We start from the raw sequence: 16,395 nt of genomic DNA, 5'->3' as shown, positions 1-16,395 counted from the left end.
AATTCCATAGTGCAAATAAAAAGAGAGCCGCGCTATGTAACATAGAACGGCTCTCAGAAACGCTTGGCTACGCACAGTAATAAAACTGTTCGCGCCTAAACCACCCAGCAGGAATTAACCAAGGTTGTCCTTGATGTAATCAATTGCCAGCTGAACAGTTGTGATTTTCTCAGCTTCTTCATCGGGGATTTCGGTTTCGAATTCCTCTTCCAAAGCCATTACCAACTCAACTGTGTCGAGTGAGTCCGCGCCCAGATCTTCAACAAAAGAGGCTTCAGGCTTAACGTCTTCTTCCTTCACGCCCAGTTGTTCAGCAACGATCTTTTTAACGCGCTCTTCAATGCTGCTCATGATTCAATTTAACTCCTAGTGGGTAAAAATCTGTTTTAGTCGCTATTGTTATTTCGCCAATCCAATTAACGGCGATAACGACCGGCTCACACAGCTTTTGGATAATTCAGAGGCCATTGTACCCCAAGTTTTTAGGGTTGTAATGCACGGCTCTGCGGCACCATTAGCAAATACAAAAATCTTATAAAAATCAACAAGTTATTTTGATATTTTTAGCGTATCTCAGGTCATATACATGCCGCCATTGACATGTATCGTCTCCCCTGTGACATAGGCTCCGGCATCACTTGCCAGAAATGCCACAACAGAAGCGATCTCTTCGGGCTGCCCCAGGCGCCCCAGGGGAATCTTTTCAAGCAGTGCCTCGCGCTGGGCTTCGGGCAGCACTTTGGTCATATCGGTATCTATAAAACCCGGGGCAACGGTATTGACAGTGATGCCGCGAGAGCCGATCTCTGCAGCCAGAGAGCGCGCAAAACCGGCTACTCCAGCCTTGGTGGCTGCGTAATTGCTCTGACCGGCATTACCCATGCTACCCACGACAGAACTGATATTAATGATGCGCCCCCAGCGAGCCCGGGTCATATCCCGAAGACACGCCTTCGTCATGCGGTAAACAGCGGACAAGTTTGTCTCAATCACAGAGTCCCACTCATCATCCTTCATGCGCATAAGCAAGTTGTCTTTAGTGATGCCCGCGTTATTGACCAGGATGGCAGGCGCCGCAAAATCATTTTTCACAGCCTCATGCAGCCCGGCAATGCTTTCGGCACTCGTCACATCAAGCACCATACCAGCCCCACTAAAGCCTTTTTCGGCAAAACGCGCACTGATTTTCTCTGCACCGCTATCACTGGTAGCAGTACCTATCACCGTTGCGCCCTGGCTACCCAGCATATCCGCAATTGCCGCACCAATACCGCGACTGGCGCCAGTGACCAGGGCCACCTTACCTTCAAGGGAAATCTTCAGGCTCATACTTGCATTATCCTTATTCGACCATTGCCAATCTTGCCTGAGCAATATCAGGCAGCTGTAGCTCTCAGCGCCTCATTAAAGCTGGCGGGAGTATCTATACCGTGACAGCTAGCACTGCGATTGATGCGTTTGAGTAAACCAGCCAGCACCTTGCCCGGACCACATTCAACCCATTGTGTAGCGCCATCGCTCACAAGCTTTTGGGCACAGGCCGTCCAGCGCACAGGGCTATAGATTTGCTCAATCATTAAAGCTTTGATCTTCGCCGGATCAGATTCGGCTTCGGCATGCACATTGTGCACAACAGGGATTTGCGGTGCGCTAAACTCCGCTGCCTCAATTTGAGGAGCGAGTTTTTCAGCTGCTGGACGCATTAATTCAGTATGAAAGGGTGCGCTCACCGGCAAAGGCATTGCACGCTTGGCGCCGGCTGATTTACAGGCATCTATGGCCCTTTCAACCGCAGCACTACTGCCGGCAATAACAATCTGCCCCGGTGAGTTGTAGTTCACTGCGGCAACTACCTCCCCTTGAGCGGCTTCAGCACAGGCCTCTTCCACAACCGCATCGTCGAGGCCAATCACTGCGGCCATGGCTCCAGTGCCTACCGGTACAGCTTCCTGCATCAGGCGGCCACGCTCACGGACCAGGTGGACAGCATCCTTAAAAGCCAAAACACCAGAGCATACTAATGCAGACCACTCTCCCAGGCTGTGTCCCGCCATGCGCGCAGGCACAGCACCACCACGGGCACGCCAGAGACGATAGAGAGCAACACTGGAGGTCAGAAGAAGAGGTTGGGTGCGCTGGGTTAGATTGATCGCTTCCTGCTCACCATTTTGACAGAGATCCCAAAGGTCGTATCCAAGAACCTCCGAAGCCTCAGCAAAGGTGGACTGGATTTCTGGGGCTTCCTGAGCAATCTCGGAGAGCATACCGATCTTTTGAGATCCCTGCCCAGGAAAGACGAATGCAAGCGCGGCATTGGTCATAAGATATCCTTAAACCTATTTGGCAAATTTCAGTAGGAGCGGGGCGAACCATCTACCCCATTTCCTTTGAGTTTCGCTCACCAGCTTGTACCAGGGCAGCGCCAACTCTGGCGGCTAGATTGGCATCGGCACATTCTTTTGCCGTCACCATAGCCCGGTAAAAAGCTTCGCTGCTGGCACCTCCGTGGCTTTTAATCACGTTGCCCTTCACCCCTACAAAGCTGGCGCCATTATAGCGGGCAGGCTCTACCTGTGTGCGCCATTTTCGCAACAGCTTTATGGCTAATTGGCCAAAAAAACGCTTGAAACACCCCTTTTTCTCGATAGTGAACGCTTTTTGACCCATAAGTCTTATTACGCCCTCAGCGGATTTCATGGCCACATTTCCCATCAGGCCATCACACACAACCACATCGACAGCGCCGGTAAAGATGTCATGTCCTTCCACAAAGCCGACATAGTTGACTCCCGGGTCTGCCTCGAAAAGCTCGGCAGCCCTGCGTATCTCTGCGGTTCCCTTGTGCGCTTCTGCACCGATATTCAGCAGGGCCACCTCGATATCTTCGCGAGGGATACCGGTATGCAGATGCTGGGCCTCTATTCCCATACGCGCAAACTGCAACAAGTCTTCAGCACTACACCCCACATTGGCGCCGAGATCCAAAAGGTAGCAGGAACCGTGCCCTGAGGGTACGGACTTGCCCAGCGCTGGTTTGCGAACGCCCTCAATATTACCTAGAACGCTGCGACTCAGAGCCAATAGGGCGCCGGTATTTCCTGAAGTCACCATCGCCTGAGCACTCCCCTCTGCCACCGCCTTCAAAGCCTTAGCCATAGTAGAGTCGCGCTTATGACGAACGGCCTGCAAAGGGTTGCACTCCTGGGTAACAACCTGCTCACAGGGGACAATTTCAAGACGATCGGGGATTTGGGAGTAGCGCTGTTCGAGGAACAGAGCCTCTAATTGCGCGCGCGGGCCAAAGAGTTTCAGCTGCGCTTCGGGGAAGTTATGAAGAAATCTAATACAGGCCGGAACGACAGAGCGGGGACCTAAGTCCCCGCCCATTGCATCCACGGCCAATCGCAATTGGCTGGACAAAGCTTACTCTTCTTCGGAGCCGCCGCCGATTTCGAGCACCTTGCGACCACGGTAAAAACCGTCTTTGGTCACGTGGTGACGACGGTGTTTTTCACCGGTAGTGGGGTCTACGGAGAGAGTTGCACCGGCGCCCAGAGCGTCGTGTGAACGACGCATACCGCGACGGGAACGAGTCTTCTTGTTTTGTTGAACAGCCATTGCTAGCTCCTAAAATAAACAAATTTCGCTGGAACCGGGGCGCCTACCGGCGAGCCCAAACTCCCCGGAAAAATCTAGGATTTCCCCGAAGAACCCTTCAACTGCTCCAGCACTTTAAAGGGGTTTTCCCGTTGCTCACCCGCTTCAGACTCCTTCTCACCGACATGGAAACTGTCCTTGGAGACACATTCCGCATCGTGATAAGCCACCATCGGCAGATTAAGCAAAATTTCATCTTCCAGGATCTGGTGTAGGTTTAGCTCATCGCCATCCTGAATAACCGGATCCAGGTCTTTGGGGAGGGCCTTGCCCTGCTCTTCAGACCAAACGATACCCCAGCAAAATTGCGCTTCGAGCTGCTCGCGCACGGGGTGTAGGCAACGTTGGCATAGTAAATCCACCGTGCACGACACCTTGCCACTAACAGTGAGGTGATTTTGCAGGTCGCGACCAAACTGAATATCAGCCACAACCTCCCCTTCCACAGACTCTACAGCCTCACGGAGGCGCCCCAGTGATTCCAGAGGCAAAATACCTTCCAGATACTGTTCACGCTGCACCAATTTTCGAGCGTCAACGCTCTTTGGCAATACTGATTTAGAGGGGGCTATCGACATAAGCGCGCAATTCTATGGACTCACCCTACCCTTGTCAAAACAATTCAGTCACTGCAGTATCGCTCGGTCACAAACATTGACCAAACAACCATGGAACTGCCCAAATAATGGCCTCTCCACTGATACTAGCCTCCAGCTCCCCCTATCGAAGAGCGTTACTACAACAGCTCAACCTGCCCTTTCGCCACGCGGCACCCCATATAAATGAAGAAGCCAGACCAGGGGAAGGTGCAGGCGCGCTAGCCCTGCGACTCGCACAGGAAAAAGCCCAGGCCTTGGTAAAAGATCACCCCAAAGCCCTAATCATCGGCTCAGACCAGGTAGCAGAATATGAAGGCGGGATTCTAGGCAAGCCCGGCAACCGCACCAAAGCCATTGCCCAGCTACAAGCCTGCTCTGGCAACAAAGTCATATTTCACACCGGCCTGTCACTCTTAGACAGCGAAAGCGGCCGCCAAGCAAGCACTGTGGAAACTTTCACGGTGTATTTCCGCCCGCTCAGCCTGGCGCAGATTGAAAGATATGTGGAGCTAGAAGAGCCCTACGATTGTGCCGGATCTTTTAAAGTCGAGGGCCTCGGCATCGCCTTATTTGAAAAACTCGACGGCACAGACATCAACACCCTTGTGGGCCTCCCCCTTATCCGCTTGGTAGACCTACTCGGTGAATTTGGCATAGACCCCCTACAACCAGCTCCCGAATCAACGCCTAAGGAGTGAGAGGGGCCCAACCCAGTAAGCCGGCAAATTCGTCGATAATCGCCTGGGGACGATACTCCTGCAGGCGAGTCGGGCAATGAGCCCCGTAACTAACGCCGATTGAAGGCATACCTATCGCCGCCGCCATCGCTAAATCATAAGTAGTGTCGCCGACCATCACCGCCTCACCAACCTCGCATCTGGTTTCGACCAGTAGCTCACTGAGCATGCGCGGATCGGGCTTGGAAGCAGTTTCATCCGCGCAGCGGCTCGCCACAAACAAATGCCCCAGACCATGCTCCTCAAACTCCCGGTTGAGACCGCGACGACTTTTTCCTGTGGCAACCGCCAACTGGTGCCCCCGAGAGAGCAATTTATCCAGGGTATCCAACACTCCTTCAAATAAGGGCACAGGCTCCACCCGCGCAGCCATCCACTCCTCCGAATAGAATTGCCTCAGCGCTTGTCGATCCCTATCGGGAGCCCCTGGAAAAAGGGTGGCTGCCGCCTCCGGCAAGCCCAACCCAATAATATTGCTCACCGCATCAGGGGTAAGCACAGGCAAGCCAACCCGCTCAGCTGCACGCAGCATACAGGCCACAATCCTCGCCTCGGAATTACAAACAGTGCCATCCCAATCGAGGATCACCAGCATCGCTTACCGCCCTACTCTTCCCGCAATTTCTTCAATAGCGCCTGCATTTCAGTGGGCAGGGGCGCCTCGACACTCACAGCGGTACCATTCGGCAGGGTACAGCGCACAGAAGCAGAATGCAGGAAAAGACGCTTTAGCCCACGCTCGCGAAAAGCGCGATTATCCTCGTCACTGGTGTACTTGCTATCGCCCGCCAAGGGGCAACCGACAAACTGGGCATGCACGCGAATCTGGTGGGTGCGACCGGTTACCGGCTCTGCGGCCAGCAGTGTTGCCGCCTTGAAACGCTCCAGCACCTGGAAGCGCGTCTCGGATGCTTTGCCATCCTGGTGCACCGAAACCATCCGCTCGCCACTCTTGAGGGTGTTCTTGCGCAGAGGAGCCTCAACAACCTTTCTGCCTCGGGGCCACTTACCCACTGCCAGCGCCAAATAAGACTTCCCTATTCGACCACCTCTCAGCTCCGACTGCACATGCTGCAAAACGTTGCGCTTGCGTGCCACCATAATTGCACCGCTCGTATCCCGATCGAGGCGATGCACCAGTTCAATAAATGGGCTCTGCGGATACATCTGCCTGAGCACTTCAATCAAGCCAAGACGGACTCCACTGCCACCGTGAACGGCAAGCCCCGCAGGCTTATTGATCACAAGTAGGCCATTGTCGTCATAAAGAATGGAATCTCGCACCAGCTGGCGCAGCTGCTCTCCCGCAAGGGGGGCAGGAGCCTGCTCAGCGGCACGAATTGGCGGCACACGCACCACATCGCCCGCTGCCAGCTTGTATTCTGCCTTGACCCGTCCTTTATTTACTCTTACCTCGCCCTTACGCAGGATTCGGTAGACGCGTGAACGGGGCACACCTTTTAGGCGTGCCTGCAGAAAATTATCAATCCTCTGGCCAGCCAGCTCTTCGGGCACAGTTAAAAGCTGCACGCCGCCAGAGGGGTTCCAGGTATCAGAGGGGGTGTCGGCCGCAGCCGTTTTAAGGGGAGGTGTACTTCGCATGACGCGCATCATAGCGCCGCTTAGGGGACAATTGAAGCACCTCCCTGCCCGTGCTATATTCGGCCGGGCTGAATTCGGCTGGTTTTCGGCCATTGGCGGCTTCCCACATGAAGAGATAGCCATGGCTTCAGAGAAAATACCGCTGTTCGGCCAGTGCGCGGGCATACCCGCGTTATTGATAAAAACTGAGCTGATGAGCGCTTCCCAAAACGAGAATCTCAAGGGGGCCTCACCGGCACAACAGCCCACAGTTAAGTGGGTAACAATCGCGAAGGTAAGACGGGCCGCGACCCGCAGCGCTTGAAAGGACGACTCAAAATTTGCGTCCCGCTCTGCAGATAATGCCAGCGACCGAACTGGCAACCAGGCTAAAACTGCTTCCAATGACCTGGTCAACAAAATATAGAAGAAAGGTACCGGCCAAAAGCCGAGCTGCAGAGCCAGTAATAATGACGCAAACCTTGCCACCCAGCTTGAAACAGACCAAAGGGTGGCGCCCAATCCGGCCATGGAAACCCACGGCCCCGGTACAGGGCAGTACTAAACATAAGGTACTAAAGGAAGAAAGGTACTAATAAGTACCAACGGATAGCACCACAGCAGCGTGTATCCGGAGTTTTTGCAGTGAAAATATTGGGCGAACGCTCGTCTCGAAAAGCCGCGTAGACTGAATTTGCGGAACAGACAGCCTCTCTCATTTCTCTGCCCCGCCACCAGGTCCTCTCCTCTTGGCGGCCAACAAGCAAGCCTGCAACTAGCGGTGTCAAACCTTTGCGCAACGCAAGGAAATCGACACGCATGAAGAGAATGCTGATCAACGCAACCCAGCCTGAGGAGTTGCGTGTAGCCCTGGTAGATGGCCAGTGGCTCTATGACTTGGATATTGAAAATCGCACCCGCCAGCAGAAAAAAGCCAACATCTACAAAGGTAAAATTACCCGTGTAGAACCCTCGCTCGAAGCCGCATTTGTCGACTATGGCGAAGAGCGCCACGGCTTCCTTCCCCTGAAAGAAATCTCCCGCGAATACTTCCTCAAACAGCCCAAGGACATCGAAGGCCGCATCAAGATTAAAGATGTGGTTAAAGAGGGAATGGAGGTTGTCGTTCAGGTCGATAAGGAAGAGCGCGGCAACAAAGGCGCAGCCCTGACTACCTTTATCAGCCTCGCCGGGCGCTACTTGGTACTGATGCCAAACAACCCCCGCGCCGGCGGTATCTCTCGCCGCATTGAAGGTGACGAGCGATCCGAGCTACGCGATGCCCTGGCAAGCGTAGACGTCCCCTCCGGCATGGGCATTATCGTGCGCACCGCCGGTGTTGGTCGCAGCGGCGAAGAACTGCAATGGGATCTCAATTATCTCCTGCAGCTGTGGAGCCTAATCAAAGAATCAGCGGACAAGAATAGCGCACCCGAATTCCTCTTCCAGGAAAGCAATGTGATCATTCGGGCAATTCGCGATTACATGCGCGACGACATTGGCGAAGTCATTGTTGATGATGCGGATGCCTTCAAACTAGTTAAGGGCTTTGCCGAGCAGGTCATGCCCCACTACGCCCACAAGGTAAAGTTCTACGAAGACAGCATTCCGCTCTTCAACCGCTACCAAATTGAAAGCCAGATCGAGACCGCGTTTGAACGCGAAGTTAAACTTCCCTCCGGTGGCTCCATCGTTATCGATGTTACCGAAGCGCTAGTCTCTATCGACATCAACTCCTCCCGCGCCACCAAAGGCGGCGACATTGAGGAGACCGCGCGCAGTATCAACCTGGAAGCCGCCGACGAGATCGCTCGCCAGCTGCGCCTGCGCGATATGGGCGGCCTGGTGGTGATCGACTTTATCGACATGCAGAGCAAATCCAACCAGCGCGAAGTTGAGAAGCGCATGGAAAAAGCCCTCAGCATGGACCGTGCACGTGTACAGGTTGGCCGTATCTCCCGTTTCGGCCTGCTGGAAATGTCCCGCCAGCGTCTGCGTCCATCTCTCGGCGAAACCACCTTCCGCGTCTGCCCACGCTGTAGCGGCCAAGGTACCATTCGCGGCACCAAATCCCTGGCCCTCTCAATCCTGCGCCTGGTGGAAGAAGAAGCCAAGAAAGAGCGCAGCGCAGAGATTCGCGCAATCACTCCGGTGAATGTCGCCACCTACCTTCTCAACGAGAAGCGCAAGGCTATTTCCCAGATTGAAGCGCGCAACAATACCCGTGTAGTGGTTGTACCCAACGCGGAGATTGAAACCCCCCACTTTGAAGTACAGCGCCTGCGCGATGACGATACCTCTACCCTCGAAACCTCCTATAAAATTTCTGGAAGCGTTGAGGAAACCGTCACCAAGAAAGAAGAGCAGCCTAAGCGCCCACTGGCCCAACCGACTGTTCAACCGCTCGCACACACTGCACCGGCCCCCACTCCCGAAAAGAAACCGGAGCCGGGTCTGTTTAGCCGCCTGATTAGTGCTATTGCGGAGCTTTTCACCAGCAAAGAAGAAGAGCCCAAAAAGCACCAGAAGTCGCAAAACCGCGGCAAAGATTACCAGCGCAATCGCAACCGTAATCGCAACCAGCGCGGTGGCAACCGAGGAAACCGCGGTGAACGCCAGACCCGCCGCAGAGACGATCGCCGCGAAGACGCCAAGAGCGAAGACCAGCGCGAGCCCAAACAGACCGCAAAGCCGTATGATGAGCGCGACAGTGGAGCAGATCGAGGCGAGGGGCAGCGTCGTCGCCGTCGTCGTCGCAGCGGGGACAATCGCCGCAAGGACGAAAACCGCGGTAACATCTCCGACAGCAGCACCAATGAAAATGCTACTCAAGTAGAAGAGAGCACTGATCAGCAGCGTCCGTCACGCCGCCCCAGCAATGTTCGCGGCCGCCCGCAAGCTCGTCGCCGTGGCCGTCGTGCAGAAAATACTGCCGCCACAGCCGTAGCCCAAAGTCAGGAAGAGCTGAATCGCGAAGTCAATGAAGCCATTGACGAAGCTGAAAGCGAAGCCAGAAAATCCCGGGATACCACAGCCAAAAGCTCCAGCGACACTTCTAGCTCCAGCAACACTTCTGCAAGCGAGGCGCCAAAACCCAGAGCCGAGCACAGTGAACAGAAGGTAACTGAGCCCACCCAGGTTTCCAAACCTAAGCCCGCAGAGAAAGCGACTGCGCAAGCGCCCATCGCGTCAGAAGCAACTGAAGCGGCCAGGGTAAAAGCGGAGCCGGCCACTGCCCCAGCAGAGACCCGGCAAGCGGTAACACCTGCTGCAACCAAGGAAGCCCCCCAGGCAATCGCAAAGGCCTCTCAGGAAGCTGCTAGCACCAAAACACCGGCAAGCTCTAAAACCGCGGAAGCCATTGTGGAGCAGCAGGACGCTGAGGAGACGGCCCTGCAGGAAGCCAGCGAGGCCGTAAAAGCAGCTGAAAAGCAAAGTGATGCTATTGCCAGAGAAGAGATCATGGCCGAAGAAGCTGTTGCTTCCGAGGAAATCAATGCTCCGGCAACCCAGGGGCGCGCAGGGAATGACCCGCGTATCAACCCCAAACCATTACTTGAGCTGGCTATCGTTACCGAGCACCGTGAGATGGGCTCCCAGCAACCGCTGGATACCGCTCAACCAGCGGCCATTGAGCACAGCCCACGCACCCTGGCACGCCCAGCCAACGACCCGCGCATGGCCCGCCGGGTAGCGCAAGCACAAGCTGATACTGACCACAACTCAGCAGAAGCTGGCTAAATAGCGCCAACCAAAGCCTCCAGTAGTTAAACTGCTGGGGGCTTTTTAGTGCCTGAAGAATTCACCTAGACTGATCAATAAATCACCTAACTTATTGAACTTATTAAAAAATTTCAAAAAGACGGTTGTATGTAGCACGAAGCTATGTATAATGCGCAGCACAATTTGGTGGGGTGGCTGAGTGGTCGAAAGCGGCGGTCTTGAAAACCGTTGACTGTAACAGGTCCCAGGGTTCGAATCCCTGCCCCACCGCCATATAAAAAGAGCCCGGCTTTATGCCGGGCTCTTTCGTTTATGAGTTTGGCAATTCAGGGCCCAAGCCCACATTTTCGTTGAAGGGTGAAGCCTGCAAACCAACGAGTGAAACTAAACTAATCCCTGCACCATCACGCCCCTCAAGCTCTCAAGCACCCGCTTTCCTTTTTCAAGTGCCGCTCAACTTATTTTTTGCCTTTCAGGATTGCCGCATAATTGGCAAATGCCATTATCGCTAACGCAGTCCCCAGCAAGGAGTTAAGGAGCAATAAGAGCTCTCAGCCCAGCAGCTAAAATTCATCCTGCCAGCGGAATACTAAAAGCAACTTTCGTAACACAACTAAGCTTGAGAAAAGAACCACCAACAGCGAGATAGGAACAGCAGTATTTCCTATAGCAGCACCAATGCTAGAGTCGTTTTATGCCAAGCAAGGCATAAAGTTAAGCGGCCATAGCGGCCAAGAGCAACGTCAGAGTATTTGGCTGCTGAGAAGTGAAAAGCCACAAGTAACCACTTAAATTTTCACGCAATAGCGAAGGCCCCATACGCTACCTGCTCGCGATGCCCTTTCAAAAATTGCAGCCATTCAGGAGCAGTATAAGATTCCGCATCTAACCAAACTTGTACATATTCAGCACCCAAAAAGATTGGGCTTCTATCGTGGCCAGCCGCTGCAACCTCAGGTGCCGGCTCATCAGTAATTAAAGTGCATGAGTAGTAGCCAACCTCCCCACCAACAGACTCCCAGTAATCCCAGAGGATGGGTGCCCACATGATTTCTCTACCCAGTGGAGTAAATTGAACCTGTGTCTTCCGCCCTTTGTGTTCCACCCACTCAAAGAAACTGCAAAAAGGTAAAATGCCATGCTGACGCCCTAATAAAGGCCGCCAAGTCTTTGCATCCAGCAATCTATCCAACCGGGCGTTATAGAGGCTATAGCGGGTCGATAGATCCACTGTAGAATTTGCAGACCGCAAGGAGTAGCGCAAAGGACGCAGCCAGTTTTGCGCCCCATCACTAGTGATACCCGGCGCAAAATACCGTGGATATACTCTCTCACCCACCCCTGCCAAGCGAAATTGGCTCGCCCGGGGCTGCCCCTTCAAACCAAGCACCTGCTGAGCCTCTGCCCTGCCAGCAGAAACCTCCCACTTCTGGTCCAAGTGGAACTGCTGCCAAGCAAGAGCATCTCTCTTATATTCAATGGGAAGTAATGACATGGATTTATCATTAGGGACCGTAAAGGAGTAACACATAAGAGCTCTCCATTCATCGTAGCGAAGCCATGTTCAAGGGGCTTAATTGGACTAGCTGGCCACTACATGGGATATTTGTTATCTGAAGGAAGAAGAAATATAACCTAACCCCGATTGTAATAGTCATTGCGTCCAATATATTGCCATATGCATTAGCTCCTATAATGCCGCGCCAAACAACCTGGCAAAGATAAATCATAAATGGATAATAGCCCTACCATCTGTCTCACGACTGCTTTTCCCAATGCCACTTTGAGCTGTGGCAAGTTTTAATCAACAGAAAAAACATTTACTGTGCAACGATCCCCGCCTTTCTGATCAACACCCTCATACAATGGCTTGGCTTCCATTGCTTTAAGGAAAGCGCATTATGAAAATAGCAATCATTAGTCCTGGAACTGGCTTGATTGGGCCAGCTAGACAATGCTTGCTGTACTTATACTTGTCTCCCTGCTGAAATTTTAGCTTACAGGAAGCACCCATTAACCATGCCATATAGCGCTTAGTAGAAAATCATTTACATGGAACGATTAACCAACTCTAGATATCACTTTAAAAATGCTAAGATGCCCCTCCCAAATACTCTTTTTCTTATATATTGAGCCATGGATAATTGTTTACTCTTTGACAATGATGGAACATTAGTTGATAGCGAGTATCTTTGTAACATAGGCCTCGTGCTAATGTTCAGGCGCTATGGGATAGTGTTGGATGCTGATGAGTTAGTGATCCGTTTCAGAGGATGGAAACTCTCAAGCCTACTATCAATTTTAGAAAAGGAAAATGGACTCGATCTGCCAGGAGATTTCGTACAAGAGTATCGAACTATTGTATCAGGCCTATTTAACAAAGAACTTAGGCCTGTTGAGGGGGTAATTGAGGCTCTAGAAGCACTAGATGCCCCAAAGGCAGTGGTATCTAGCGGACCAATAGAAAAAATAAAGCATACTTTAGGCCTATGTGGTTTATCCAAGTATTTTGGGGATAATCTATATAGCTCTTACGAAGTAGGTATTTGGAAGCCAGATCCAGGTATATATCTGCATGCAGCCAAAGGGATGGGTTATTCAGTAGAAAACTGCATCGTTATTGATGATGGTCCCGTGGGCGTTAAAGCTGGTACAGAAGCTGGGATGACAACCTTCTTTTTTAATAGATTTGAAGAACAGTGTAACATTGAAGGGGTTGTAAGTTTCACTACAATGGACGAGCTGCCTGGATTAGTAAAAAACACAAGAGATTTACAGCATCAACAGAGTTAGCTCTATCTGTTTTTTATTTTTCTTCTTTAAGATAATTAATCACCCGATCGATCTCCGCCTTATTTTCTTCAATAAGTCTATCTGAAAGAACCTTGAGCTTGTCGATTGATTTATAATCAAAAGGGCCAACGAATGGGTCTATCAGTTGAATGTTCAGGTAGTCATAGCTCACCCGTGAAGATGCTAAAGATTTTGCTATCTCTAGAGAAAATATTTGTTGATAATCCATAGATCTTGTCATACTAAATATGGCATCTTGAAACCAACGCAATTTCCCCCAACTTTTCAAACTTCTATAATTAAAATCCATAGTCTGCACAGGATGAATACCTGAGCCAAGGATCAACACATAATAGTTTTTATCAGGAAACTCATTGATTACATCATGCAATATAATGCTAGCTGGATCGTTAGCTGTGATTGCCGCATCTGCAAAATACCGATGGCTTAAAGCACCATCCGCAGTTACAAAATCTACTGGGGTGAAATAAGCTTCTGCGCTGGACGCTGCTAGAACCAGTTGATACAGGGTATTTGTTGGTAGCTTACCTGCCTCATTCCCCCGGTTCTTAAACAGGTGCAATTGGCCATTATGTATATCCAGAGAAGGAATGATTACATAATTGTTCAAGCTAGTGAAGTTCATCTGAGTGGAGTAATTTTTCTTTAACACATTACACAGGTGACTTCCCTTAAACTTAGGGGAAAGATAACCATTGGCCGTTAAAATGTTGTGATACCAAGGTGCAGAGAAAATGTACTCACTTTCGTTTTCATAAATACTGATTAGTTTTTCATTTTTTGAGAGAGTTTTCCCCGAGTCTAAGCGGTTAAACTCCGCATCCGGTATATTTAAACTAGTTGCAATAATTGCACCCGTCGACACCCCACTAAACACATCGAAAAATCCCTCAATGGGCCTGCCAAGCTGCTCTTCAATATAACGCATCAGATATAGAGGAATAAGGCCGCGAACACCGCCACCTTCGATAATCAAGATATTAATTGTTTCTTTCTTTTTAAGGTCCTCATTACTCTTTATTAGCTCGCTCGCAATTGGCTGCGATTCAAATTTTATACCTTGGATAAACTGATGGTTATAGAAATACACCAGCAGACCCAAAGATATTACAACAATGGCCGTAATATACCTGACCTTCATTACAGCACCTCAAACCTTTCCATATATTATAAGAACATTGATCATGCTTATTGTTTACTTTTATCGACATGTAAACTTGACCGGCAATCCACAACCACAAACCACCTGCTCTTTACCGTTTATGATAATTTGAGCTAACAATCACGCTGAAACTTTATGACTCAGGCTTTTCGGTAATAATAGGTGCTCTATCAGTGGGCTTTGCGGATACTTGACTCTGGCTTATGGCATTCCTAAAGCCAGCAATACCAATATGCAAATGTGATATGAATAAAGGTGAATTTATAACTGGGTGTATTGACGAATCAAATAAAATATGACTATTAATATGGTCAATTATGTGAAAAAGTGCGCTTCAATCCCTACAACAGGCTTCAAATATGAGATACTTCGCGCCTATAAAATCAAAGCCTCTATCGTAGCAGGAAGGGTATATGAGCAAATTTGCGATCAGTCTGGCGGCTATCTTATTAGCCGGGTGTAGCGCTACGACGAGCATTACACAAAAAAGCGCTAGCGAAGTTCGCCAGGCAGTGGCAATACAGAATACCGCCGATGAGAGTGCAACTGAATATAGCGGCCCTCCAATGCAGGGGACCACAGACGGTTCCGCTTACAATTTGTACTACTATAAATTGCGTGCCCTTGCCCCCAGTGATGGTACCTCCCCTCAGTACCTTCTACAGATTGATATCAGTTACCGGGAAAACTGGCGCAACTATGAAAAGGCAATTTTAGGTAGTGGGGGCCAGCTTGAATTCTCCCAGCTGAATAGAAAAACACTCAACTGCGCTTCAACGAATAGCTGCATGCTTGAAGAGACATTAGAGGTAGCATTGAGCGAGGATCAAATTACCGACGCCCTCAAGCGCCGAGATAAACTGAGAGTGAAACTGTACGCAAAATCAGGGCATCGCTCAGTTATTGATGTTCCCAGCTCATATCTAATGGGTTTTTACTCTGCTGTTGTCAATAGACAAGGCTAGGGGATGGGAGGCCGCAGTAGCGACTTCGCGGCCTCTGTTTTAAGACCAGAAAAATTAGCTCTTACCAGATTTTTATAGGCCTTCAACAGTTTTAGCCAGCCCCACTTCTACAGTTACCGGTGGCTCCCAGCCCAGCAATAGCTTGGTTTTCTCGATATCCACTTGCAAGGAGCCACACAAACGATCAGTTATGGCTCTTTTTCCCAATAGGGTGAGAGTGAATGTCAGCACAGATTCCGGCACAGGTACTAGTCGGGCATGACAACCCAGAGCGCTGGCGATTCGCATCAGCAAATCTGTGATGGACATATCTAAGTCATCGGACACAAGGAAGATTTGGTTTCTGGCCTTTGGATGAGCAATACAAATTGCAATCAAATCGATCAGGTTATAGACAGAGACCAAGCTGCGACGATTCTTTATCGAGCCCAAGGGTAGCGGGACACCTTTCTGAAGCCATCTTATCATGGATTGAAAGTTGGCCTTCACCCCCGGTCCATACACCAATGGTGGGCGGATAATGACTACTTCCAAACCTGTTTCCTCAGCCAAAGCCAACAGCGCATCCTCAGCTTCTTTTTTAGAAATGGCATAGGGATCAGCTGGATGTGGGGCTTCCTCAGCAGTAAATGGCGCCCTACCGGTGGTAGACTCCCCATTCACCTTAATAGAGCTCAGGAAGATAAATCTTTTCACTCCAGATAAGGCAGCCTGACGAGCCAGCTGGAGGGTGCCTTCCAAGTTAACCTTACGAAATTCTGCCAGGGGATCAGCAGCACTTTCATGCATTACGTGAACTCGCGCAGCAGCATGAATGACTACGTCAATATTTCTGAGAGCGGAATTCCAATCAGTCTCCGCGTCTATTTGCGGTATCTGAAGCCCTCCCTCAATCGCTTGACGATACACGGGCAGTACATTAAAGCCTTTATCTCGTAGGGCCGGCAGGAGCGCTCTACCTACAAAGCCACTGGCACCAGTCAACAATACACGTTCTTCCACAAATTTCGCTCATTTCAAGTCCTACTGGTGAAACAGTCTACAGATAGCAAAGCGGTGAGTCACTGCTAGAGAAACTGATTGCCAGCAAGAACAAGAGCGGGAGCCCTTGATAAGCTATCCCAGGTTAAAACCAACATGCACCATGCACCAAGGCC

The 16,395-nt window shown here is 50.9% G+C and carries 16 protein-coding genes and 1 tRNA gene; 6 read left to right on the top strand and 11 right to left on the bottom strand.

Going from position 1 to position 16,395, the window contains the following annotated elements; all coding sequences use genetic code 11:
• Positions 1–114: 114 nt before the first annotated feature.
• From acpP to ACJJID_RS06330, 6 genes are all read right to left on the bottom strand, one after another.
• Complete coding sequence (gene acpP / locus ACJJID_RS06355; protein ID WP_152453358.1) at positions 115–351, bottom strand: acyl carrier protein; 237 nt, start codon at positions 349–351, stop codon at positions 115–117.
• A 222-nt stretch (positions 352–573) separates the two neighbouring features.
• Entirely contained in the window at positions 574–1,329 is a 756-nt protein-coding gene (fabG, locus tag ACJJID_RS06350; protein ID WP_253868985.1) for a 3-oxoacyl-ACP reductase FabG, read from the bottom strand.
• A gap of 47 nt (positions 1,330–1,376) precedes the next feature.
• Positions 1,377–2,321 carry an ACP S-malonyltransferase gene (gene fabD / locus ACJJID_RS06345; protein WP_444921957.1) on the bottom strand — a complete coding sequence of 315 codons (945 nt, stop codon included), beginning with the start codon at positions 2,319–2,321 and terminating at the stop codon, positions 1,377–1,379.
• A 52-nt stretch (positions 2,322–2,373) separates the two neighbouring features.
• Positions 2,374–3,420 carry a phosphate acyltransferase PlsX gene (gene plsX, locus ACJJID_RS06340; RefSeq protein ID WP_152453354.1) on the bottom strand — a complete coding sequence of 349 codons (1,047 nt, stop codon included), beginning with the start codon at positions 3,418–3,420 and terminating at the stop codon, positions 2,374–2,376.
• Between the two features lie 3 nt (positions 3,421–3,423).
• Positions 3,424–3,618, bottom strand: coding sequence for a 50S ribosomal protein L32 (gene rpmF / locus ACJJID_RS06335; protein WP_152453352.1), 195 nt, complete (start codon positions 3,616–3,618; stop codon positions 3,424–3,426).
• A 74-nt stretch (positions 3,619–3,692) separates the two neighbouring features.
• Positions 3,693–4,235, bottom strand: a complete 543-nt coding sequence (locus ACJJID_RS06330; RefSeq protein ID WP_444921956.1) for a YceD family protein — start codon at positions 4,233–4,235, stop codon at positions 3,693–3,695.
• A 107-nt stretch (positions 4,236–4,342) separates the two neighbouring features.
• On the opposite strand from ACJJID_RS06330, the gene ACJJID_RS06325 reads away from it, so the two are divergent.
• On the top strand, positions 4,343–4,954 hold the full coding sequence (locus ACJJID_RS06325; RefSeq protein WP_152453349.1) for a Maf family protein: 612 nt from the start codon (positions 4,343–4,345) through the stop codon (positions 4,952–4,954).
• Here the strand turns inward: ACJJID_RS06325 and ACJJID_RS06320 are convergent.
• Positions 4,944–5,588: an HAD-IA family hydrolase gene (locus ACJJID_RS06320; RefSeq protein WP_444921955.1), complete on the bottom strand. Its 645-nt coding sequence runs from the start codon at positions 5,586–5,588 to the stop codon at positions 4,944–4,946. The two genes, ACJJID_RS06325 and ACJJID_RS06320, sit on opposite strands and share 11 nt — an antisense overlap.
• 11 nt (positions 5,589–5,599) lie before the next feature.
• Positions 5,600–6,595, bottom strand: a complete 996-nt coding sequence (gene rluC / locus ACJJID_RS06315; protein ID WP_444921954.1) for a 23S rRNA pseudouridine(955/2504/2580) synthase RluC — start codon at positions 6,593–6,595, stop codon at positions 5,600–5,602.
• Here rluC and ACJJID_RS06310 point away from each other — a divergent pair.
• The 3 genes from ACJJID_RS06310 to ACJJID_RS06300 all read left to right on the top strand — a co-directional run bounded on the left by ACJJID_RS06310 (position 6,594) and on the right by ACJJID_RS06300 (position 10,570).
• Entirely contained in the window at positions 6,594–6,899 is a 306-nt protein-coding gene (locus ACJJID_RS06310) for a hypothetical protein (RefSeq protein WP_444921953.1), read from the top strand. The genes rluC and ACJJID_RS06310 overlap by 2 nt on opposite strands.
• 494 nt (positions 6,900–7,393) lie before the next feature.
• A complete protein-coding gene (gene rne, locus ACJJID_RS06305) occupies positions 7,394–10,315 on the top strand; it encodes a ribonuclease E (protein WP_444921952.1) in 2,922 nt (973 codons plus the stop codon).
• Between the two features lie 167 nt (positions 10,316–10,482).
• A tRNA-Ser gene (locus ACJJID_RS06300) sits at positions 10,483–10,570 on the top strand.
• A gap of 523 nt (positions 10,571–11,093) precedes the next feature.
• On the opposite strand, the gene ACJJID_RS06295 is transcribed toward ACJJID_RS06300, so the two are convergent.
• Positions 11,094–11,828 carry an SOS response-associated peptidase family protein gene (locus tag ACJJID_RS06295; protein WP_444921951.1) on the bottom strand — a complete coding sequence of 245 codons (735 nt, stop codon included), beginning with the start codon at positions 11,826–11,828 and terminating at the stop codon, positions 11,094–11,096.
• 605 nt (positions 11,829–12,433) lie between these two features.
• Here ACJJID_RS06295 and ACJJID_RS06290 point away from each other — a divergent pair.
• On the top strand, positions 12,434–13,090 hold the full coding sequence (locus tag ACJJID_RS06290; RefSeq protein ID WP_444921950.1) for an HAD-IA family hydrolase: 657 nt from the start codon (positions 12,434–12,436) through the stop codon (positions 13,088–13,090).
• 13 nt (positions 13,091–13,103) lie between these two features.
• Here ACJJID_RS06290 and ACJJID_RS06285 read toward each other — a convergent pair whose 3' ends face one another.
• Positions 13,104–14,252: a patatin-like phospholipase family protein gene (locus tag ACJJID_RS06285; RefSeq protein WP_444921949.1), complete on the bottom strand. Its 1,149-nt coding sequence runs from the start codon at positions 14,250–14,252 to the stop codon at positions 13,104–13,106.
• A gap of 434 nt (positions 14,253–14,686) precedes the next feature.
• Here ACJJID_RS06285 and ACJJID_RS06280 point away from each other — a divergent pair, with 434 nt between their 5' ends.
• Positions 14,687–15,238: a hypothetical protein gene (locus ACJJID_RS06280; protein WP_444921948.1), complete on the top strand. Its 552-nt coding sequence runs from the start codon at positions 14,687–14,689 to the stop codon at positions 15,236–15,238.
• Positions 15,239–15,310: 72 nt separating this feature from the next.
• Here ACJJID_RS06280 and ACJJID_RS06275 read toward each other — a convergent pair whose 3' ends face one another.
• Positions 15,311–16,240, bottom strand: a complete 930-nt coding sequence (locus ACJJID_RS06275) for a UDP-glucose 4-epimerase family protein (RefSeq protein WP_444921947.1) — start codon at positions 16,238–16,240, stop codon at positions 15,311–15,313.
• Between the last annotated feature and the right edge of the window lie 155 nt (positions 16,241–16,395).

This window comes from Microbulbifer sp. CnH-101-G (genome assembly GCF_052466775.1).
The sequence above is the reverse complement of the archived record's forward strand: the minus strand, read 5'-3'. Positions and strand labels throughout refer to the sequence as shown.